General features: G+C 70.1%; 18 protein-coding genes. 8 read left to right on the top strand and 10 right to left on the bottom strand.

All coding sequences use genetic code 11. The annotated features are described in order from the left end of the window. The first annotated feature begins 3 nt into the window (after positions 1 to 3). Positions 4 to 414, top strand: coding sequence for a VanZ family protein (locus AC3WTD_RS07660; RefSeq protein ID WP_492613428.1), 411 nt, complete (start codon positions 4 to 6; stop codon positions 412 to 414). On the opposite strand, the gene AC3WTD_RS07655 is transcribed toward AC3WTD_RS07660, so the two are convergent. Together AC3WTD_RS07655 and AC3WTD_RS07650 are read right to left on the bottom strand one after the other, a co-directional pair. Beyond that, on the bottom strand, positions 391 to 2,622 hold the full coding sequence (locus tag AC3WTD_RS07655) for an LTA synthase family protein (protein WP_492613427.1): 2,232 nt from the start codon (positions 2,620 to 2,622) through the stop codon (positions 391 to 393). The two genes, AC3WTD_RS07660 and AC3WTD_RS07655, sit on opposite strands and share 24 nt — an antisense overlap. 56 nt (positions 2,623 to 2,678) lie before the next feature. Then, positions 2,679 to 3,926 (bottom strand): multifunctional CCA addition/repair protein, encoded by a 1,248-nt coding sequence (locus tag AC3WTD_RS07650; protein WP_492613426.1) that lies wholly within the window; start codon positions 3,924 to 3,926, stop codon positions 2,679 to 2,681. Between the two features lie 112 nt (positions 3,927 to 4,038). On the opposite strand from AC3WTD_RS07650, the gene AC3WTD_RS07645 reads away from it, so the two are divergent. Further along, positions 4,039 to 5,628 carry a sulfotransferase family protein gene (locus AC3WTD_RS07645; protein WP_492613425.1) on the top strand — a complete coding sequence of 530 codons (1,590 nt, stop codon included), beginning with the start codon at positions 4,039 to 4,041 and terminating at the stop codon, positions 5,626 to 5,628. Positions 5,629 to 5,644: 16 nt separating this feature from the next. Here AC3WTD_RS07645 and AC3WTD_RS07640 read toward each other — a convergent pair whose 3' ends face one another. Then, positions 5,645 to 6,583, bottom strand: coding sequence for a complex I NDUFA9 subunit family protein (locus tag AC3WTD_RS07640; protein ID WP_492613424.1), 939 nt, complete (start codon positions 6,581 to 6,583; stop codon positions 5,645 to 5,647). 22 nt (positions 6,584 to 6,605) lie between these two features. Continuing rightward, the gene (locus AC3WTD_RS07635) at positions 6,606 to 8,639 is read right to left on the bottom strand and encodes a transglycosylase SLT domain-containing protein (RefSeq protein ID WP_492613423.1); all 2,034 of its coding nucleotides are present in this window, start codon (positions 8,637 to 8,639) and stop codon (positions 6,606 to 6,608) included. A 125-nt stretch (positions 8,640 to 8,764) separates the two neighbouring features. Here AC3WTD_RS07635 and AC3WTD_RS07630 point away from each other — a divergent pair, with 125 nt between their 5' ends. Further along, positions 8,765 to 10,363 (top strand): glycoside hydrolase family 17 protein, encoded by a 1,599-nt coding sequence (locus AC3WTD_RS07630; RefSeq protein WP_492613422.1) that lies wholly within the window; start codon positions 8,765 to 8,767, stop codon positions 10,361 to 10,363. On the opposite strand, the gene AC3WTD_RS07625 is transcribed toward AC3WTD_RS07630, so the two are convergent. The 5 genes from AC3WTD_RS07625 to AC3WTD_RS07605 all read right to left on the bottom strand — a co-directional run bounded on the left by AC3WTD_RS07625 (position 10,277) and on the right by AC3WTD_RS07605 (position 14,047). Next, positions 10,277 to 10,693, bottom strand: a complete 417-nt coding sequence (locus AC3WTD_RS07625; protein WP_492613421.1) for a hypothetical protein — start codon at positions 10,691 to 10,693, stop codon at positions 10,277 to 10,279. The genes AC3WTD_RS07630 and AC3WTD_RS07625 overlap by 87 nt on opposite strands. Next, the gene (locus tag AC3WTD_RS07620; protein WP_492613420.1) at positions 10,690 to 11,502 is read right to left on the bottom strand and encodes an endonuclease/exonuclease/phosphatase family protein; all 813 of its coding nucleotides are present in this window, start codon (positions 11,500 to 11,502) and stop codon (positions 10,690 to 10,692) included. The genes AC3WTD_RS07625 and AC3WTD_RS07620 overlap by 4 nt, the downstream gene beginning before the upstream one ends. Positions 11,503 to 11,616: 114 nt before the next feature. After that, a complete protein-coding gene (locus AC3WTD_RS07615) occupies positions 11,617 to 12,267 on the bottom strand; it encodes a thiol:disulfide interchange protein DsbA/DsbL (RefSeq protein ID WP_492613419.1) in 651 nt (216 codons plus the stop codon). A 76-nt stretch (positions 12,268 to 12,343) separates the two neighbouring features. Beyond that, complete coding sequence (locus tag AC3WTD_RS07610) at positions 12,344 to 13,225, bottom strand: thiol:disulfide interchange protein DsbA/DsbL (RefSeq protein ID WP_492613418.1); 882 nt, start codon at positions 13,223 to 13,225, stop codon at positions 12,344 to 12,346. A gap of 63 nt (positions 13,226 to 13,288) precedes the next feature. After that, complete coding sequence (locus tag AC3WTD_RS07605; RefSeq protein ID WP_492613417.1) at positions 13,289 to 14,047, bottom strand: c-type cytochrome; 759 nt, start codon at positions 14,045 to 14,047, stop codon at positions 13,289 to 13,291. Positions 14,048 to 14,163: 116 nt separating this feature from the next. Between AC3WTD_RS07605 and AC3WTD_RS07600 the strand changes: the two genes are divergently transcribed. Then, positions 14,164 to 14,871, top strand: coding sequence for a GTP-binding protein (locus tag AC3WTD_RS07600; protein ID WP_027491463.1), 708 nt, complete (start codon positions 14,164 to 14,166; stop codon positions 14,869 to 14,871). A gap of 121 nt (positions 14,872 to 14,992) precedes the next feature. Here AC3WTD_RS07600 and AC3WTD_RS07595 read toward each other — a convergent pair whose 3' ends face one another. Beyond that, positions 14,993 to 15,484: a GAF domain-containing protein gene (locus AC3WTD_RS07595; protein ID WP_492613416.1), complete on the bottom strand. Its 492-nt coding sequence runs from the start codon at positions 15,482 to 15,484 to the stop codon at positions 14,993 to 14,995. A gap of 59 nt (positions 15,485 to 15,543) precedes the next feature. Here AC3WTD_RS07595 and AC3WTD_RS07590 point away from each other — a divergent pair, with 59 nt between their 5' ends. The 4 genes from AC3WTD_RS07590 (at position 15,544) to dcp (ending at position 19,111) form a co-directional block, all read left to right on the top strand. Beyond that, complete coding sequence (locus AC3WTD_RS07590; protein ID WP_492613415.1) at positions 15,544 to 15,732, top strand: hypothetical protein; 189 nt, start codon at positions 15,544 to 15,546, stop codon at positions 15,730 to 15,732. Further along, the gene (gene bioD, locus AC3WTD_RS07585; RefSeq protein ID WP_027491460.1) at positions 15,729 to 16,406 is read left to right on the top strand and encodes a dethiobiotin synthase; all 678 of its coding nucleotides are present in this window, start codon (positions 15,729 to 15,731) and stop codon (positions 16,404 to 16,406) included. The genes AC3WTD_RS07590 and bioD overlap by 4 nt, the downstream gene beginning before the upstream one ends. 53 nt (positions 16,407 to 16,459) lie before the next feature. After that, positions 16,460 to 16,807 carry a hypothetical protein gene (locus AC3WTD_RS07580; RefSeq protein WP_027491459.1) on the top strand — a complete coding sequence of 116 codons (348 nt, stop codon included), beginning with the start codon at positions 16,460 to 16,462 and terminating at the stop codon, positions 16,805 to 16,807. 120 nt (positions 16,808 to 16,927) lie between these two features. Then, on the top strand, positions 16,928 to 19,111 hold the full coding sequence (dcp, locus tag AC3WTD_RS07575; protein WP_492613414.1) for a peptidyl-dipeptidase Dcp: 2,184 nt from the start codon (positions 16,928 to 16,930) through the stop codon (positions 19,109 to 19,111). Positions 19,112 to 19,506 lie beyond the last annotated feature (395 nt).

Genomic DNA, 19,506 nt, shown 5'->3' with positions numbered 1-19,506 from the left:
GCCATGGACGTCCAGACGTCCACCCCGCTGCGCTGGCATCGCGCCTGGGTCACCCTGGGCGGTGCGATCATGCTGTGGGTGCTGTGGATGGCGCTGACGCCGGACCCAGGCATCACGCTGGAGTTTCCGTATGGCGACAAGCTGCTGCACGCCATCACCTTCACCTGCCTGATGGGCTGGTGGGGCAACGTCTACCGCGCTCGCCGCCCGCGTGGCTGGGCCGCGCTGGGATGCCTGGCCTTCGGCGTGTTCATCGAGTTCGCGCAGTGGCTGGACCCGCCGCGCGACGCCGATGTGCTGGACGTGCTGGCCGACGGCGTGGGCATCGCCATCGCGCTACTGCTGTTGCGCACGCCGCTCGCCAGCGTCCTGGCTGGCGTGGAGGCGTGGTCAGTGCGCCGGCGCGGCGGCTGAAGCGGCCGCTGCCGGTGCCGCGGTCGAGCCGGCCGGCGCGAGCGCCGAACTGGCTGCGGCAGGCACCGCGGACGCTGCTGCCGGCAGCGGCTCCACTGCCGTCGCGTCGGTCGGCCGGCGCACCAGCTGGCCGCGCTTGAACAGCTCGCTGGCGACCTGGTAGTAGGCCACCGTCTGCGCAATCTCCTCCTCGTCCTGCGGCTGCAGCGGCACCGCGTCGTCGGTGGCGTAGTCCGGCTTCATCTGCTCCAGCTTGCGGCCGGGTTCCAGCACGGTGAGCACGTCGCGGTGCAGGTAGCCGAGCTTCTCGTAGGTGGCCGGGAACGCGCGTTCGCGGCCGGGTTCGAGCTGGAACAGGTCGTAGCCGAAGAAGCGCGAGCGGTAGCTGAAGTTGAGCAGGCCGAGCAGGGTCGGCGCGATGTCGACCTGGCCCATCAGGCGGTCCACCCGCCGCGGCGCGACGTGCTTCGGCGCGTAGATCCACAGCGGCACGTGATAGCGGTTCACCGGCACGCTGGTCTTGCCCGCGCTGGAGGCGCAATGGTCGGCGGTGATCACGAACACGGTGTCGTCGAAGTACGGCTTCTGGCGCGCGCGCCGGATGAAGTCGCCGATCGCCCAGTCGGTGTACGCCACCGCACCCTGGCGGGCGCCATTGGCCTGCTTCACGCGGCCTTCCGGGAAGGTGTACGGGCGGTGGTTGGAGGTGGTCATGACGTGCAGGAAGAACGGTTTTCCTTCCGCATGGATCTGGTCCATCTGGCCCATCGCCAGCGTGTACAGGTCTTCGTCGGCCACGCCCCACACGTTCTCGCTGTGGATGGTGGCGCTCTTGGGGATGTCGCGCCGGTCGACCGCGCGGTAGCCGTTGTGGCCGAAGAAATAGTTCATGTTGTCGAACTCGCCGTAGCCGCCGTAGACGAAGTCCGACTGGTAGCCGCGGTCGTTGAACACGCTGGCCAGCGAGAACAGGTTCTCGTTGTTGCGCTCCTTCAGCAGCGAATCGCCGGGCGTGGGCGGCACCGACAGCGCCAGCGCCTCCAGCCCGCGCACGGTACGCGTGCCGTTGGCGTACAGCTGGTCGAAGAACAGGCTCTGGTCGACCAGCGAGTCGAGGTACGGCGTGAGGTGGTTCGGGTTGCCGAAGGTGCCCAGGTAGTCGCCGGACAGGCTCTCCACGCTGATCAGCACCACGTTGAGGCGCTGCTCCGGACCGACCCGGCGGATCGCGCGGGTGAGGTCGCGCGGGTCGTCGCTGACGTAGCTGGCCTCGGGCGTCTTCAACATCTCGCGCACGCGGCGGAATGCCTCGTCGTCCGGCAGCGTGCGGTAGAACTTCGCGTAGTCGAGGTGGCTGCTGCGGAACGCGTTGAAGAACTGGTAGATGCCGTTGCCGGCCAGCTCGTTGACGTAGTTGTTGTCGACGCGGTCCTTCATGCCACCGTTCACCGCGGCCACCGAGATCACCGTCAGCACCAGCCACAGCAGCGCCACCTTGCTGCGCTGCCAGAAGCGGCTGCCGTCGTCGCGCACGCGCAGCGCGCGCCGGCCGAGCGCAAACAGCACCAGCGTGATCGCCGCCAGCAGCGCCAGCCACAGGCCGATCGGGTAGGACTCGCGGATGTTGCCGATCACCTCGGTGGTGTAGACGAGGTAGTCCACCGCGATGAAGTTGAAGCGCACGCTGAACTCGTTCCAGAACACCAGCTCGGACGCCGCCACGAACAGCAGCCCGTACAGCAGCAGCAGGGCGAAGCCGTACAGCACCCACTGGCCGGCACGCGAGGTGTAGGTGAACGCGGTCAGCGGCAGTATGAACAGGAACGGCAGCAGCGCCGGCCAGGTGGTCTTGAGTGTGGCGTGGTACATCAGGTGCAGCGCGACCAGGCCGAGCGCACAGGTCAGCAGCAGCGCGACGGCAGACAACAGCCAGCGCCACAGTCCGGACAGGCGCCCGGATCGCGTCGGCACGATCCACAGCAACAGCACCAGCGGCCATGCCACATAGACGCAGGTGACCAGGTCGTAGCCCAGCCCCACGCCGAACGCGTACAGCAGGTTCAGCGGCGTGTGTGGCACCTCGCTGCCGGACATCACCAGCAGCACCACGCGGGTGGCAAGCGAGATGAGCAGGAAGGTGACTACCAGCCACCACAACGGGCGGAAACGCTGACGCAAGGGAGAGGTCGGGGTGAACGCGCTCGACACGGGCAACTCCAGAAAGGGGATCGACGGGTGCCCGGGCGGGCGTTGTCATACGGGCTTTATACCGCGGATCCGCTTGGCGAAGGCTGAGTTCTCAGCGCGGCGATGGCGTGGATCCGCGCCGCCTCCATCGCCTGGCCGATCGCCGGGCCGGCCAGGCCGCGGGCGATGAAGTCGGCGGATTCGACCGCGGCGGCGGCGGTGCGTGCCGCGCGCAGGTAATCCGCCTGGGGGTAGGCGTCGTACTCGTGGCCGCGCCGGCCGCGCTGGTCCGCCTCGCAGGCGGCGAGGAAAAGCTCCAGCCGCGCCGGCCGGCGCAGGGCATCCAGTGCGCCCAGCAGCTTCAGCACGGTGGTGGGTTTCAGCTCGAGTGCGCGATGCACGTTCAAGTGCTCCCGGCAGACCAGCTCGGCCAGCGTGGCGTGCTCGGTGGGTACCTTCAGTCGTGCCGCCAGCGCGCGCAGCGGCGCCACGCCGCGATGCTCGTGGCCGATGTGGCGCGGCAGCTCGGCGACCGGGGTCAGCGCCTTGCCGAGATCGTGGGTCAACGCGCAGAAGCCCACCACGTCGTTGTCCGGCGCCAGCCGCGCCGCCGCGTCCAGCACCAGCTCCATGTGCACACCGGTGTCGATCTCCGGATGGAACTCGGCGCGCTGTGGCACGCCGTACAGCGCATCGACCTCGGGAAACAGCACGGCCAGCGCGCCGCACTCGCGCAGCACGCGCAGGAACATCGACGGCTGCGGCTCGCCCAGCGCCTTGCGTGTTTCCGCCCACACCCGTTCCGGCACCAGGTGGTCGACCTCGCCGTCGGCCACCATCTGCCGCATCAGCGCCATGGTTTCCGCGGCCACCGTGAAACCCAGCGGTGCAAATCGCGCGGCGAAACGCGCCACCCGCAGCACCCGCACCGGATCCTCGACGAACGCCGGCGACGCGTGGCGCAGCAGGCGCGCCTCGAGGTCGCGCACGCCACCGAACGGGTCGGTCAGCACGCCGTGCTCGTCCTCGGCGATCGCGTTGATGGTGAGGTCGCGGCGGGCCAGGTCCTGCTCCAGCGTGATCGTCGGGTCGGCCTGGAACACGAAGCCGTGGTAACCGCGCCCGTTCTTGCGCTCGGTGCGCGCCAGCGCGTATTCCTCGTTGGTCGCGGGATGCAGGAACACCGGGAAATCCTTGCCCACCGGCTTGTAGCCCAGCGCCAGCAGCTGCTCCGGTGTCGCGCCGACCACCACGTGATCGCGGTCGACCACCGGGCGCTTCAACAGCTTGTCGCGGACCGCGCCGCCGACCAGGAAGATTTGCATGCGGGGATTCTGCCATGCGTGGCCGGATCGGGAGCGAGGTCGCTTTATGCCGCCGCAGCGCTCACGTAAGCTGGGGAACCGGAATCCACGGGCGGGCAGGGGGCCTCCGACGATGGTGGCAAGGCAGGCGCATCCGCTGCTGCGCAACCGTACCGTGGGTCTGCCGGCGGAGGCGGTGCGGCGGCTCGACGAAGCCAGCGGCGCGATGGCCGGCGGCGACCTGGTGAGTGCCGAAGCGGCCCTGGCCGCGGCCCTGGCGCTGGTGCCCGGCAATGTCGAGGCGTTGCGCCTGTCGGCCCAGCTGCAGCAGTTGCACGGCGAGCACGCGCAGGCGGTGGCGATCCTGCGCCAGGCGCTGGCGAAGGATCCGCGCGATGCCCTGCTGCACATCGGCCTGGGCGTTTCGCTGCAGGCCCGGGGCGAGAACGAGGCGGCGCTGTCGGCGCTGCAACGGGCCTGCGAGTTGGCGCCGGACTTCGCCCCGGCGTGGTTCAACCTGGGCCGGATGTTCCAGCTGCTGGGGCGCCCGGCGGGGGCGATCACCGCGCTGCACCGCGCGCTGGATCTCGACCCGGAGCATCTGGCGGCGCGCCTGCTGCTGGCCGCGGCGCAGGCCAGCCTCGGCGCCGAGGTACAGGCGGCAGCGAACTACCGCGAGGTACTGCGGCGCGAACCCGGCCATCCGGAAGCCTGGAGCGGGCTGTCCGCGCTGGACGCCGAGCGTTTCGGCAAGGACGACGTGGCCCGGCTGCAGCAGGTGCTGCAGATGCCGCAGCCGACGCCGCATGCGCGTATCCAGCTCGGCTTCGCGCTGGCCCGCGCGCTGGAGGACCAGGCCGATTACCGTGCCGCCTTCCGCGCCTTGCGCAAGGCCAATGCATGGCGACACCGGCAGCTGAACTGGAACGCGGCACGCATGCGGGCGCATGTCGACGCCGTGCTCGCGGCGTTCGCCGAACCGTTGGCCGGGGCCGCAGACGCCGCGCTGGGCGAGCAGGTGGTCTTCCTGATGGCGCTGCCGCATGCCGGCGCCAGGCTCACCGGGCAGGTCCTGGCCGCGCATCCGTACGTGGGCGGCGTTGACGAGTCGGCCCACCTGCAGCGGGTGGTCAGCGAGGAGTCGGCCCGGCGCGGGAAGCCGTTGCTGCAGTGGCTGGGCGCGGCCACGCCGGCGGACTGGGCGCGCCTGGGCGCCGACTACCTGGCACGCATCGGGCCGGTGGCCCGCGGCCGGCCGCGTCTCGTCGATGCGCACCGGTTGAACTGGCGCCTGGTTGGCGTGGCGATGGCGATGTTGCCCGGCGCGCGAGTGGTGCACTGCCGGCGCGACGCGCTGGAAACCTGCTTCGCCTGCTATCGCGAGCTGTTCGCCAGCGGCCACGACTTCAGCTACGACCTGGACGACCTCGCCAGCTACTGGAGCGACCACGAACGGCTCGGCTGGCATTGGCAGCAGCTGTTCCCGCAACGCTTGCTGGTGCACGACCACGAGGCGCTGCTGGCCGAACCCGACGCCACGGTGCGCCGCCTGCTGACGTTCTGCGGACTCGACTACGACGAGGCTTGCGTCGGCTTCCAGCACGAGCCGGCGGATACGCGCATGGCGCTGCGCACGCGCCAGTCCTGGTCGCGCGAGCCGGCAATGGCAGCACGCTACGGCGCCGAGCTGGATCGCTTGCGCCTCCTGTTAGGCGCGCGCTGATCCGCCGGCCTCTCCCTCAGCGCCGCAGTGAACGCGCCGCGGCCTGCCGGCGGTGCCGCGGCGGCTCGCCCGGCCAGCTCGACAGCCAGCGCGTGAGCGCCTGCGGCACGATGCCCAGCGCGGCGTAGCCGTCCACCGTGCCGACCGAGTCGGTCAGCAGCGAGCGGAAGTTGTCCAGCGAAAAAGGCTTGCCGGGCAGCAGCCCCGCAAACTGCGCCTGCAGCCGGCCGAGACTGTCGGGCAGCGCGATGATCGGCGTGCGCAGGCCGGCGGCGGCGCGGATCGCGCGCACGATCTCGCCCAGCGTGAGCACCTCGGGGCCGTACAGCTCGAAGCTGCGCCGTACGCCGAGCTTCGCGTCGCCGACACAGCGGGCGATCACCTCGGCCACGTCGCCGACGAAGGTGGGCGCCATCCGCGACGGCGCGCGCGCCAGCGGCAGGGCCGGCAGCTGCCGCAGCAGCTTGGCGAAGCGGCTGACCAGGCCGTCGCCGCGGCCGAAGATCACGCTGGGCTGGTAGATGGTCCAGTCCAGTGCGGAGGCCCTGACCAGCGCCTCGGCCTCGCCGCGGCTCTTCAGGTATTGCGACAGGCCCTGGCCCGCCTTCAGCGAGCTCATCTGGTGCAGGCGATGCACGCCGCCAGCCTCGCACGCAGCGAGCAGCCGGCGGGTGAGTTCCACGTGCACGCGCTGGAAGCTGTCGCGGCCGCGCGGGTTGAGGATGCCGACCAGGTTGATCACCGTGTCGGCCCCGGCCAGTTGCCGGCGCAATACGGCGTCGTCGTGGACGTCGGCGCTGCGCACGCTCACCCCGGGCAGCACGCCGAACTCGCGGTGCCGCTCGCGGTTGCGGCTGAGCAGCACGATGCGGTGGCCATCGGCGACCAGCCGCGGCACCAGGTGGCTGCCGACGAAGCCGGTGCCGCCGAGGATGACGAGTTGCTGTGCGGCCATGGGAACGACCCTCGATGGACCTTCAGGGCGAGACGCTGCCGGCGCCGGCCGGGGTCGCCGCCGCCTCGGCGGGGCAGGCCACCGTCCGGCGCGCCGCGGCGGCGGTGGGCAGCGCGTACGGCTGGCCGATCGCGCCCAGGCGGCTGGCCATCGGCATCACCGTGTCGCCGCGCAGGCGCCAATCGTAGATCACGCTGAACGCCATCACCCGCGCCACGTACTCGCGGGTTTCCTTGTACGGAATGGTGGCGATGAACAGGTCCGGCGCCAGCGTGCCGCGTGCGGCCAGCCACTGCTCGACCTTGTTCGGCCCGGCGTTGTAGGCGGCGCTGGCCAGCCACGGCGAGCCGCCGAAGCGCGCGGCCATCTGCGCCAGGTAGCGCGTGCCCAGCGCGATGTTGGTGACCGGGTCGTACAGCGTGTCGCCGCCGCCCCAGTCGAGGCCGTTGCGCTTCGCCACCAGCGCGGCGGTGGCCGGCAGCAGCTGCATCAGGCCGCGCGCGTCGGCGCCGGATTGCGCGTCGCTCATCCAGGCGCTTTCCGCGCGCAGCAGGCCGTAGGCCCAGGCCGGCTCGATCCCGGCCTGTTCGGCCTGCGGCACCAGGCCGTCCTGGCTGGCCAGCGGGAAGCGCAGGTCGTACAGCCGCAGCGCATCGCCGCTGCTCATGGTGAACACGGCGCGGTCGTACCAGCCGCGGCGGTTGGCCATGTCGGCGGCGACCCGTTGGGTTGCCGGGTCGGCATCCTGCAAGGCGCGCGCCCATTCGCGCCGGGCCAGCTTCGGCAGGTTCACCGCGTAGAGCTCGAACGCACGCAGCAGGCCGGGGTTGGCCAGCAGGGCTTGTTCGCGTTGCGGGTCGTCGGCCAGGGTCAGCGGGCAGATCGCGTACGGCTGGTCGAGCCGGTCGGCGGACAGGAAGCCGAAGAAGGTGGGCTTGTCGGCCTGGGCGTCGAACAGCCGGCGCGCCTCGTCGTCACGGCCCAGTGCGGCCAGCGCGCGGCCGCGGAAATACTGCCATTCACCGTCCTGCTGCTGGCTGGCCGGCATCGCGTCGAGGCCGGCCAGCACCGCGTTCCAGTCCTGCTGCGCCAGCGCCACGCGTACCCGCCACTCGCGTGTGCCGTCGGTCTGTGCGGCGGCAGGCAGGGCGATCAGCCGGGCCAGTGCGCCGCCGTCGAAATCGGTGGCGTGGTACAGCGCCAGGGTCTGCAGGATCTGGTTACGCTGCGCCTCGCTGAAGCGGAAGCGGGAGCGCAGCTGCTGCCAGGCGGCGTCGGCGGCGTCGGCATCGTGCCGGGCCTGGCGGGTCAGCGCCAGCGTGGCCGCCTGGCGCTGCCGCGGCTGGTCGGGCCAGCTGCGCGCGGCGTTCAGCGCGGCGGCCGGGTCGCGCAGTGCCTGCGCCAGCTGCCGCGCGCTGGCGCGGTCGGGTTCGGCGAGCCAGCCGGCCAGGTTGGCGATGGTGCCGGCCTGACCGGCGTCGGCGGCGCGGTCGATCCGCGTCCACAGCCGCGCGTCGGTCAGCAGGCCCTGGTCGTGCGCGGCGGCGAGCACCGGGTCACAGGCGTCGGGCAGGCTCGGCCGGGTCCACAGCGTGGCCAGGTCGCGTTCGAACTCCAGCGTGCCGCCGCCGGCCAGCCGCGCCTGCAGCGCGTCGCAGGCCAGCGTGTCGCCGAGGCCGGGCTGGTACAGCGCGAGGAACGTGCTCCAGTCCTGCCGGCGCGCCAGTTCCAGCAGGAACGCGCGGCGCAGGTCGGCGGCGGGGATCCAGTCCGGGTACTGCGCCAGGTACGCCTCCACGCTGGCCCGGTCGAGCTGCCGGATGTCGTGTTGCAGGGCCGCCGCCTGCAGGTACGGGTACAGCGGGTAGTCGCGCAGGCCGCTGGCCAGCGATCGCCAGCCATCGCCACCTTGCTGGGCGGCGGCGTAGGCCTGCCTGAAGGCGGCACGTTGGGCGGCGTCGGGTTCGGCGGCGTGCGTCGGCACGCCCGCCAGCAGCCAGCCGGCGAGCAGCAGCCCGACGAGCAGGATGCGCCGCGGCGAGAGGAAGACGGACATGCAGACTCCTGCGCTGGATCGCGGGCAGTGTAGTCGATGCGCCTGAACCGCTTGTCGCGATTCGGTGAGCGTTGGCCCCCCTGCTAAGCTGGCACGCTTCGTCTCCATGCATCCACGGAACCGGCATGTCGCCAGCAGCTTCGCCCGTCTTTCGTCGCGCCTGGCCGGCGTGGCTGGCGCTGCTGCTGGCCACGCTGGCCGGGGCGAGCTGGTGGTGGTCGGTCGGCCGGCCGGTGGCGCTGCCGGACGCGCCGTCGACGCGGATCGCCTGCGTCTCGTACGCACCGTTCCGCCTGGCCGGCGAGACGCCGCTGGACGCGAGCGCCTTCATCAGCCCCGAACGCATCGACGCCGACCTGCGCGCGCTGTCGCAGCGCTTCGACTGCGTGCGCACCTACTCGCAGGGGCAGGGCCTGAGCGCGGTGCCGGCCATCGCCGAGCGCTACGGCATGAAGGTGCTGCTGGGCATCTGGCTGAGCGGCGATGCGAAGGCGAACGCGCAGCAGATCGCGCTGGGCATCGCCACCGCGAACAAGTACCCGCAGGTGCTGCGCGGGGTGATCGTGGGCAACGAGGTGCTGCTGCGCGGTGAGCTGACTTCGGCGCAACTGGCCGGCTACCTGCATCAGGTGCGCGCGGCGGTCGGCGTGCCGGTGACCTATGCCGACGTGTGGGAATTCTGGCTGCGCCATCCCGAGCTGGCCGGCTCGGTGGACTACCTCACCATCCACATCCTGCCGTACTGGGAAGACCAGCCAGTGCCCCCCGAACGCGCGGTACAGCACGTGGCGACGGTGTACGCGAAGGTGCAGCAGGCATTTCCCGGCCGCCGCGTGATGATTGGCGAGACCGGCTGGCCGAGCGCGGGACGGCCGCGCCAGGCGGCCAGCGCCAGCGTAGTCAACGAGGCGCGCTACCTGCGCGAGTTCCTACGCTACGCCGCCACCGTGCACATGCCGTACAACGTGATCGAGGCATTCGATCAGCCGTGGAAGCGCGCGCAGGAAGGCACTGCCGGCGGCTACTGGGGCATTTTCGACGCACAGGCGCGGCCGAAGTTCGCCATGCAGGGGCCGGTGACCGAGGAGCCGCACTGGTGGGCCGGCTGGCTCGCCGGCGCCGCCGGTGCGGCCCTGTTCTCGCTGGTCGGCGGCTGGCGGCGACGCTGGCGCGGGGGGCGCGGTTGGCTGGCGTTGGTACTGGCCGGCGCGGCCAGCGGCGGCGCGCTGGCGTGGCAGTTCCGGCAGATGCTGTACGCCTGCCGCGACGGCTGGGAGTGGGCGCTGTCGCTCGCCGCCAGCGCGCTGGCCCTGCTCACCGCGTTGCGGCTGGCGCGCTGGATCGCCGCGCGGCTGGCCGGCGAAGCCGCGCCGCCTGCGCCGCCGCGCTGGCTGCGTGCGGGCTGGGCGTTCGCGTTGGCCTACTACGGCCTGCTGCTGGCGGTCGACGGCCGCTATCGCGATTTCCCGCTGGGCCTGTTCTGGCTGCCGTGCCTGGGCTACGCATTGCTCGGCTGGCTGGGCGAGCGCCACGCGCCGGCGCTGCCGCTGCTGGAGGAGCGCTTCCTCGCCCCCTGGCTGCCGCTGCTGGCGGTGGCGGTGCTGCTGCAGGAAGCCGGCCTCACCGTGGTGGCGTGGCTATGGCTGGGCTTGAACCTGCTGCTGGCCGTGCCGGTGCTGCTCGACTGGCAGCGCGCGCGGCGCCTGCAGCCGCAGCAGGCGTAGGCTGCCCAGCAACAGGGCCAGCGCGCCGCTCTCGAAGCAGTACAGCAGCAGCGCGAACATGCCCAGCGCGGCGGCCAGCCAGGCCAGCCAGGCGCGCTTCTGCAGCAGCGCCAGCGCAGTGGCGGCGAGCGCCGCGATGCCGTAGACGTCATAGAGGAAGCCGAGCACCAGCCACTGCCGCCAGCGGCACCACCACGGCGTGTGGCCGGCGCTGCACAGCTGGCCGATCGCGCTGGATTCGACCAGGCCGTAGCGCAGCCAGGCGGCCAGCGCCGCTACCGCCAGCAGGGCCAGCCAGGCCAGCGCCTGCTTCGCCATCGGTGCGCTCATCGGCGTGTGGTCGGCAAGGGCTGGCCGCCGACGTGCGCCGGCAGGCTGATCTCCGCCGCCAGCGGCAGGTGGTCGGAGAACGCCTGCGGCAAGGCCCAGGTTTTCTCCAGCCGGATCGCCGGCGAGGTGAGGATGTGGTCCAGCGCGCGCCGCGGCTTCCAGCTGGGAAAGGTCGGCGTCGGTTGCGCAGGCGGCTGCAGGGTGGACTTGGCGAACAGCTGGCGCATCTCGGTGCTGCCGGGCTCGGTGTTGAGGTCGCCCATCAGCACCGCGTGCGGGAAGTCCTGCAGCAGCTCGGCGATGAAGCCGAGCTGGCGCGCACGCGCCGGCGCGCTCAGCGACAGGTGCGCGATCATCACCGCCAGCGCGTGGTCGCCTTCGCCGAACTGGGCCAGCAGCGCGCCGCGGCCGGGGATGCGGCTGGGCAGCGGGTAGTCCAGCACCGTGTGCGGTTCCAGCCGGCTGATCAGGCCGTTCGCCGAGTGCGCCAGCCGGGCCATCGCGCGGTTCGGCTGGTGGCTCCAGAACGGCAGGCCCGCGGTCTCGGCGAGGTAGCGGGTCTGGTTGAGGAAGCCCGAGCGCAGGCTGCCGGCGTCGGCCTCCTGCAGGCCGATCACGTCGAACTGCGCCAGCACCTCGGCCAAGCGGTCGAGGTTGTCCATCTTGCTGCGCCCCGGCAGCACCGCGTTGAGGCTGCGGGTGACGTACTCGCTGTAACGCTGCACGCTGGCGCCGGCCAGGATGTTGCAGCTCAGCAGGCGCAGGTGGCGCTCGGCAGGGGCGGCAGGGGAAGTGGCGGCACGGGTCATCGCGACACACTACACGGGAAGGGGACGCCGGCGCGCATGCGCGGGCGCCGGGCACTGCGCCCAGCATGATCCAGCGCAGATGAACGGCGCGTCAGCCGGCGCCGCCGGTCGTGCCTACTTGCCGGCCAGCTCGCGCTTGACCAGCCACTGCGTCACCGCCAGCATCTCATCGAACGAGTGCACGGTGGCCACGCGGTACTTGCCGTTGACCACGATGGTCGGGGTGCCGTCCACCTGCCATTTCTGGATCAGCGCGAGGTCTTCCTTCATCTTCGCGGTGGCCTCGGGCGAGGTGGCCAGGCGCATGAAGGCGGCGCGGTCGACGCCCTCGGCGGCGTAGAAGTTGGCCAGTTCGTCCAGCGAGTTGATCGGGTAGTGCTGGGCGAACTTGGCGTCGAACAGCTTCAGATGGGTGCGCGCGACTACGCCCAGCTGCTTTGCCGCGTAGTAGGCCCGCGCATACGGCAGCCACTCCGCGCTGAACGGTGCCGGCACCAGCTTGAATTCGACTCCGGCCGGCAGCTGCTGGCGCAGCTTCTCGGCGGCCGGCGCGAACTGCGCGCAGTGGATGCAGCCGTAGGAGAACACCTCGACCACCTCCACCTTGCCCTCGCTGCTGTAGCGCTGGTGCGGAGCGGGCAGGGTGACGTACTCGCTGCCTTCGGTATACGGCGCCGGCGCGCCGGACTGCGCGGTGCAGGCACTGGCCAGCAGCAGGCCGGCGAGCAGGGTGAGCACGCGCAGGTGGGGAAATCGCTTGAACATGCAGGTCTCTCTTCGCGGGTAGGCGGTGGGGTCGCCGTGCGGGCCAGATTAACCGAACAGGCCTGACCAGACCGGCTTACTTACCGGCGGCTTCCTTGGCCACCAGCCACTGGGTCAGCTCGATCGACTGCGCGTAGCCGCCGGCGGAGCTCGCCGTGAAGCGGTACTTGCCGTTGACGATCATGGTCGGCGTGCTGTCCACCCCGTAGGCCTTCACCAGGTCGTCGGCACGCTTCATCTTGGTGTTGACGGTGAACGAGTTGGCGACGCCGACGAATTCCTTCGGGTCGACGCCGTACTTGGCGTAGAACTTCGCCGCGTCCTCGATGGTCGGCCATGCCGAGCGCGGCTTCAGCCCGCTGGCCTTCAGGTTGTAGGTGGACAGCTCGCCGCCCTTCCACACCGCGTCGTACATCGCGTCGTGGGTCTTGCCGACCAGGTCCAGCGCCTGCGCCGCGTAGAACGCGCGCTGGTACATCGGCCAGTTTTCGTCCGGACGGAACGAGGCGGCCAGGTAGTTCATCACCGCGTTCGGCGGCAGGCTACTGGCGATCTGCTCGACGGTGGAATGGAAGCCGTTGCAGGCCGGGCAGCCGTAGGAGAACACCTCGGTCACCTCGATCTTGCCGGGATGGCTGGTCGGCTGCGCCGGATCGATCAGGAAGTAGTGCTTGCCCTCGACCCACTTGCCGTTGTCGACGAACGGCGCCGCGGCCACGGCCGGGGCGGTCACGGCGGGTGCGGGCTCGCCGGGTGCGGTCGCCGTGCCGGCGCTGGCGGGCACCGCGCTGCCGGCGGTTGCCGGCGCGGTGCTGCTCGCGGGGCTGGCCGGCGCGGCCTCGGCGCTGCGGGCGGCGGCCGGTGCCGCGGGCTGGGCGGTGTTGCCGCTGTTGCTGTCATGGCTGCACGCGGCAAGCGCGAGCAGGGCGGCACACAGGAACGGCAAACGCTGCAGCATGGCGAACCTCGAAAAGGCGGAACGTGAAACGGCAGCGCCGGGATGGTGCCCGGCGCGTTTCGATCAGGGTGCGCTGGCCGGCTGGCTGGCGGCACTGTGCAGGCCCTCGATGTAGCTGGCCAGGGCGGCGATGTCGTCGGCGCTCAGCTGCTTGGCGATCGCCGGCATGACCTGCGCGTGGGCGTCGTCGCCCCAGGTGGTGCCGTCGTGCCAGGCCTTCAGCGTGGCCTCGACGTACTGCGCATGCTGGCTGGCCAGCTGCGGGTACATCGCGCCCGGGTTGCCGCGGCCGTCGATGCTGTGGCAGGCCATGCAGGCCGGAATGCCGCGCGTGGCGTCGCCCTGGCGGAACAGGGTCTGGCCGTGTGCCACCAGCGCCTGGTCGGCTACACCGGGCAACGCGGTCTTGCTGGCGAAGTAGGCGCCGAGATCGTGCATGTCCTGCTCGGACAGCGGCGTGGCCATGCCCATCATGATCGGGTTCTGCCGCTTGCCGGCCTTGAAGCTGGTCAGCTGGCGCGCGATGTACTGCTCGCTCTGGCCGGCCAGCTTCGGGTACTGCGCGTCAGCCGAATTGCCGTCCATGCCGTGGCAGGCGCCGCAGACCGCGGCCTTGGCCTGGCCGGCCGTGGCGTCGCCGGGCTTGACCGCGACGCTGGCGGCGGGCGCCGGCGCGGCAACTGCAGCCGGCGGGGTTGCCGCGGTGCCGGCGGCGGCCGGCTGGGCGTCCTGTGCAAGCAGTGCAGTGCTGGTCAGCGCAAATACCAGGGCTACGGCGGACCTGAGGACAGCGGGCCGAAAACCAGCGGACCGAAAACTCATACACTTGACTCCCGAGAGACTTGCGAACACTGCCAGGGATGATGGCCACGCGGCCTGCGACAGGCAGAAGCCGCAGAATTATCCCCGTGCCACCATAGCTTGGTCAAACCACCCCCATGTCCAATCCCCTGCAAGGCGCGCAGTTCGTACTCGCCGCCCATCGTGTCAGCCAGCTTCCCGCCGACCGCGGTGCCGAGGTGGCGTTCGCCGGGCGCTCGAATGCCGGCAAGTCCAGCGCGCTGAATGCATTGACCGGGCACAAGGGCCTGGCGCGCACATCGAAGACGCCGGGGCGTACCCAGCAGATGGTGGCGTTCTCGCTGCCGCCGTACAAGGATGTACCAGTGTCGCGGGCGCAGGATGCGCAGGAGCGACCACCGCTGGCGCAGGCCGAGGGTGAGCCGCCGCTGGAGGTGCGCCTGGTCGACCTGCCCGGCTACGGCTACGCCAAGGTGCCGCAGGAGCTGCGCGAGCACTGGCGGCAGGAGATCGATCGCTATCTGCACCAGCGGCGCAGCCTGCGCGGCGTGGTGCTGATTGCCGACATCCGCCATCCGCTGAAGGAGTTCGACCGGATGATGCTGGACTTCTGCTTCGCCACGGGCCTGCCCTGCCACCTGCTGCTGACCAAGGCCGACAAGCTCTCGCGCAACCAGGCCGCGCAGGCGCTGGCGGCGATGCGCAAGAGCTTTCCCGATGGTCTGCACGCCACCGCGCAAGTGTTCTCCTCCACCGCCGGCAGCGGTGTGGACGAGGCGCGCGCCGCGGTGGTAGCGCTGTTGCGGCAGCCGCGCGAAGGCACGCATCAAAATCGCGAAGGCTAACGCGTAGGAGCCCGCTCGCGGGCGATGCTCTGCTTTTGCAAATCCCGAATCCCGGCTCCCGGCTCCCGGCTCCAAGAGCATCGCCCGCGAGCGGGCTCCTACGCTCGGACGCGAAGGGTGGTCAGCGGCATGTGGCATCCATGAACACCGCGCACAGCGCCTCCATGCCGGCGCGGTCGTCCTCGTCGAAGCGGTCGGTGACCGGGCTGTCCACGTCCCACACGCCGAGCAGGCCGCCGTCGGCCTTCACCAGCGGCACCACGATTTCCGACTGCGAGGCGGCGTCGCAAGCGATGTGCCCGGCGAACGCATTGACGTCGCGCACCAGCTGGGTCTGCCGCGTCTGTGCGGCGGTGCCGCAGACGCCGCGGCCGAGCGCGATGCGGATGCACGCCGGCTTGCCCTGGAACGGGCCGACCACCAGCTCGGTGCCGTCGTACAGGTAGAAGCCGGCCCAGTTCAGCTGCGGCAGGCTGTGGTAAACCAGCGCACTGAAATTCGCCGCGTTCGCGATCAGGTCGCGCTCGCCGGCGAGGATGCTGCGTGCCTGCCGCAGCAGGTCGTCGTAGTGTTCGCGCTTGCTGGCGTAGCTGTGGGTTTTCAGATCGAACATGCACCGTGGCCTGCAGCAAAACCCGTATTATGCGCCGGCCACCAGCATGGAGATGCATGATGAGTCTGACCGGGCAGGGCGAGGGAATCGAGGCGGGACGGCTGGACATGTTCGTGGATGGCGCGTTCGCGTTCATCCTCACCCTGCTGCTGATCGGCGGCGAGTCGATTCCCAGCTTCATGTACGCGCTGCTGTTCCTGATCGGTCCGGTGACGAATCGTTTCAACCGGCGCTACGCGCAGCCATGACGGCCGCGGTGTTCATCGCCGGCACCGACACCGGCATCGGCAAGACCCATGCCGCCTGCACCCTGCTGCATGCGTTGCGTGCGGCGGGCCGCGATGCCTGCGGCATGAAGCCGGTGGCCAGCGGCTGCGCGGAAACGCCCGACGGCCTGCGCAACGACGACGCGCTGGCGCTGCTGGCGGCCGGTGGCGTGGAACTGCCGTACGCGCTGGTCAATCCGGTGGCGCTGCGTGAGCCGCTGTCGCCGCACCTGGCGGCGGCGCACGACGGTGTGGCGATCACGCTGGCACCGCTGCGCGTGGCCTTCGAGCGGCTGCAGGCGGCGCATGGCACGGTGGTGGTGGAAGGCGTCGGTGGCTGGCTGGTGCCGCTGGCGCCGGGGCTGTTCGCCGCGGACATCGCCAAACAGTGGCAGCTGCCGGTGATCCTGGTGGTCGGCCTGCGGCTGGGCTGTCTCAACCACGCCCAGCTCAGCGCGCGCGCGATCGTGGCCGACGGCTGCCGCCTGCTCGGCTGGATCGGCAATGGCGTCGACCCGGCGATGGACGTGCCCCAGGAGAACCTGGCCACCTTGCGTGAGCTGTTGCCAGCGCCATGCCTGGGCGTGTTGCCGCACGGCGTGGCGCCGGCGCAGGCCGTCGGCTATCTGCGTGCCGCGGTGGCGGCGTTGGACTGAACTTCACGTGCGGCGTGCTGGGATGGATGTCCGTCTGGCATTCCGGAGTCCCCATGGCCCGCAACCACTATTACCTCTCGATCGCCGACCTGGCGCATGCGCGCGGTGACGATCCGCGCTTCGCCTACGACGGTGCTGGCCCGAGCGACTTCGCTGCGGCGCTGCAGCAGGCCTTGCGCGACGACGGCCTGTTCCAGCGCTGGCGTGCGGCGCAGCCCGACCCGGATGCGGTTGACGCCAGCCTTGGCGCGACCGACCCGGCGGCGCAGGTGCGGGCGAAGGTCGCCGACCTGCGCACCGACGTGGACCTGCTCACCGATCTGCCGATGAGCGTGGTGCGTCACCGGTTGTACCTGCTGATCGGCGCGGCGTGGCAGCTGCGCGACCTGCGCGCGGCCTGAGGTGGCGCGCAGGCGCTGACGCGGGATCCCGCGGTTTGGAAACTCGCCGCGCTGTCGCTACAGTCGACGGTCACGACTTGCCCTGCCCGCCGACGGGCACATCTCAACCCGGGAGACCGCATGCTTCGCCTGCGCATGATCATGATCGCCACCACCATGGCCCTCGCCGCCTGCTCGCAGCCGCCGCACGGGGCCGCCAATCCACCCGCGCAGGCCGCTTCCGTCGCCGCCGCCAGCAGCACCACCGCCATGACCAGCAACCCGTTCTACAGCGCCAGTACGCTGCCGTTCCAGGCACCGCCGTTCGACCAGATCCATGACGCCGACTACCAGCCGGCGATCGAGGAAGGCATGCGCCAGCAGCTGGCCGAGATCGAGAAGATCGCCAACGACCCGGCCGCACCCACGTTCGAGAACACCTACGTGGCGATGGAGAAATCCGGCGCGATGCTGCACCGGGTGATGGCGACGTTCAGCGCGGTCACCGGCGCCAACACCAACGACACGCTGCAGAAGGTGCAGGAAGAGGAAGCGCCCAAGCTGGCCGCGCACGAGGACGCGATCCACCTCAACGGCAAGCTGTTCCAGCGCGTGCAGGCGGTCTACGACCAGCGCGATACGCTCAAGCTCGACCCGGAATCCGCCCGCCTGGTCGAGGTGGTCTACAGGAACTTCGTGCACGCCGGCGCGAAGCTCTCCGACGCCGACAAGGCGAAGCTGAAGGAGCTCAACAAGGAAGCGTCCACGCTGAGCACCGCGTTCACCAACAAGCTGCTGGCCGCCACCAGGGACGCCGCGCCAGTGATCGCCGACAAGGCGAAGCTGGCCGGCTTGTCCGACGCCGAGCTGGCTGCCGCCGCCCAGGCCGGCAAGGATCGCAAGCAGGAAGGCAAGTACGTGCTGAGCCTGCAGAACACCACCCAGCAGCCCGAGCTGCGGGATCTTGCCGACCGCGCCACTCGCCAGGCGTTGTTCGAGGCCTCGTGGAACCGTGCCGAGCGGGGCGACGCCAACGACACCCGCAAGACCATCGAGCGGCTGGCGCAGATTCGCGCCGGACAGGCGAAGCTGCTCGGCTTCCCGAACTACGCGGCGTGGAAGCTGGACGACCAGATGGCGAAGACGCCGGAAACGGCGTTGAAGTTCATGCACGACCTGGTGCCCGCGGTCACCGCTCGCGCGAAGACCGAGGCGGCTGACATCCAGGCGGTGATCGACCAGCAGCACGGCAGCTTCAAGCTCGCCCCGTGGGACTGGAACTTCTACGCCGAGCAGGTGCGCAAGGCGAAGTTCGACCTCGACGAGAACCAGATCAAGCCGTACTTCGAGCTCGACGACGTGCTGCAGAACGGCGTGTTCTACGCCGCCAACCAGCTGTACGGACTGACCTTCAAGGAGCGCCACGACATTCCGGTGTACCAGCCGGACATGCGCGTGTTCGAGGTGTTCGACCAGGACGGCAAGTCGCTGGCGCTGTTCTACACCGACTACTTCAAACGCGACAACAAGAACGGCGGCGCCTGGATGGACAACCTGGTCAACCAGTCGAAGCTGCTCGGCACCAAGCCGGTAGTTTTCAACGTGTGCAACTTCAGCAAGCCGGCCGCGGGAGCGCCGGCGCTGCTGTCGTTCGACGACGTGATCACCATGTTCCATGAGTTCGGCCATGCGCTGCACGGCATCTTCGCCGACGAGCAGTACCCGACCCTGTCCGGCACCAACACGGCGCGCGACTTCGTCGAGTTCCCCTCGCAGTTCAACGAGCACTGGGCCACCGACCCGAAGGTGTTCGCCCACTACGCCAAGCACTATCAGACCGGCGCGCCGATGCCGCCGGCGCTGGTCGACAAGATGAAGAAGGCCGGCAAGTTCAACAAGGGCTACGACATGACCGAGCTGGTCGCCGCCGCCTTGCTCGACATGAACTGGCACACGCTCGGCGCCGACGCGCCGCTGCAGGACGCCGATCAGTTCGAGGCCGCCGCGTTGAAGAAGGACGGTATCGACCTGTCCTACGTGCCGCCGCGTTACCGTTCCAGCTACTTCCAGCACATCTGGGGCAACGGCTACGCCGCCGGCTACTATGCCTACCTGTGGACGCAGATGCTGGCCGACGACGCCTTCATCGGCTTCAAGGAACACGGTGGCCTGAGCCGCGAAAACGGTGACCGCTTCCGCGCGATGGTGCTTTCGCGCGGCAACACCGAGGAGCTGGCGAAGATGTACAAGGACTGGCGCGGCCACGACCCCGAGACCGAGCCGATGCTGGAGAACCGCGGGCTGAAGGACGCGCCGAAGAAGTAAGTCGTAGGCTCAGGGTGTGAAAAAGGCCGGTATTGCCGGCCTTTTTCGTGGTTGGAGTCTGAAGTGGGGACTCCTCTCGATGGTTTGTGGTGATCTAACCGCCACAGACCGACATCAAGACCGACCATAGCAACGCTCGAAGACGCCACCAGTTTGCCCCGCGCAGTCTGCTTCTTGGCCGCGTGGCCATTGCTGGCGGCTAAGCGTAAGAACGGCGGCAGAATCCCGATGATCGTTGTGTCGGTGGTCGGGATGGGGCTGTCGCGAAAGGTATTGTCGATGACAGCTTGGGTTTCCCCGGGCTTGAGCGCTTCCTTCGTAAGGAGTTGTACGACCCCTTAACCGCTCAAAGAACGAAAGTCCGTTTGGACGGAAACTTCTAGCAACACAGCATC

The sequence above is a fragment of the Rhodanobacter sp. FW106-PBR-R2A-1-15 genome (assembly GCF_058789735.1).
This window is presented reverse-complemented; position numbering and strand designations above follow the sequence as displayed.

What these genes read in the sequence shown, in the direction of transcription:
- AC3WTD_RS07660 (WP_492613428.1), top strand. Translation starts at nt 4, where the DNA reads ATGGACGTCCAGACGTCCACCCCGCTGCGCTGGCATCGCGCCTGGGTC.
- AC3WTD_RS07650 (WP_492613426.1), bottom strand. Translation starts at nt 3,926, where the DNA reads ATGCAAATCTTCCTGGTCGGCGGCGCGGTCCGCGACAAGCTGTTGAAG.
- AC3WTD_RS07645 (WP_492613425.1), top strand. Translation starts at nt 4,039, where the DNA reads ATGGTGGCAAGGCAGGCGCATCCGCTGCTGCGCAACCGTACCGTGGGT.
- AC3WTD_RS07640 (WP_492613424.1), bottom strand. Translation starts at nt 6,583, where the DNA reads ATGGCCGCACAGCAACTCGTCATCCTCGGCGGCACCGGCTTCGTCGGC.
- AC3WTD_RS07635 (WP_492613423.1), bottom strand. Translation starts at nt 8,639, where the DNA reads ATGTCCGTCTTCCTCTCGCCGCGGCGCATCCTGCTCGTCGGGCTGCTG.
- AC3WTD_RS07630 (WP_492613422.1), top strand. Translation starts at nt 8,765, where the DNA reads ATGTCGCCAGCAGCTTCGCCCGTCTTTCGTCGCGCCTGGCCGGCGTGG.
- AC3WTD_RS07625 (WP_492613421.1), bottom strand. Translation starts at nt 10,693, where the DNA reads ATGAGCGCACCGATGGCGAAGCAGGCGCTGGCCTGGCTGGCCCTGCTG.
- AC3WTD_RS07620 (WP_492613420.1), bottom strand. Translation starts at nt 11,502, where the DNA reads ATGACCCGTGCCGCCACTTCCCCTGCCGCCCCTGCCGAGCGCCACCTG.
- AC3WTD_RS07615 (WP_492613419.1), bottom strand. Translation starts at nt 12,267, where the DNA reads ATGTTCAAGCGATTTCCCCACCTGCGCGTGCTCACCCTGCTCGCCGGC.
- AC3WTD_RS07610 (WP_492613418.1), bottom strand. Translation starts at nt 13,225, where the DNA reads ATGCTGCAGCGTTTGCCGTTCCTGTGTGCCGCCCTGCTCGCGCTTGCC.
- AC3WTD_RS07605 (WP_492613417.1), bottom strand. Translation starts at nt 14,047, where the DNA reads ATGAGTTTTCGGTCCGCTGGTTTTCGGCCCGCTGTCCTCAGGTCCGCC.
- AC3WTD_RS07600 (WP_027491463.1), top strand. Translation starts at nt 14,164, where the DNA reads ATGTCCAATCCCCTGCAAGGCGCGCAGTTCGTACTCGCCGCCCATCGT.
- AC3WTD_RS07595 (WP_492613416.1), bottom strand. Translation starts at nt 15,484, where the DNA reads ATGTTCGATCTGAAAACCCACAGCTACGCCAGCAAGCGCGAACACTAC.
- AC3WTD_RS07590 (WP_492613415.1), top strand. Translation starts at nt 15,544, where the DNA reads ATGAGTCTGACCGGGCAGGGCGAGGGAATCGAGGCGGGACGGCTGGAC.
- bioD (WP_027491460.1), top strand. Translation starts at nt 15,729, where the DNA reads ATGACGGCCGCGGTGTTCATCGCCGGCACCGACACCGGCATCGGCAAG.
- AC3WTD_RS07580 (WP_027491459.1), top strand. Translation starts at nt 16,460, where the DNA reads ATGGCCCGCAACCACTATTACCTCTCGATCGCCGACCTGGCGCATGCG.
- dcp (WP_492613414.1), top strand. Translation starts at nt 16,928, where the DNA reads ATGCTTCGCCTGCGCATGATCATGATCGCCACCACCATGGCCCTCGCC.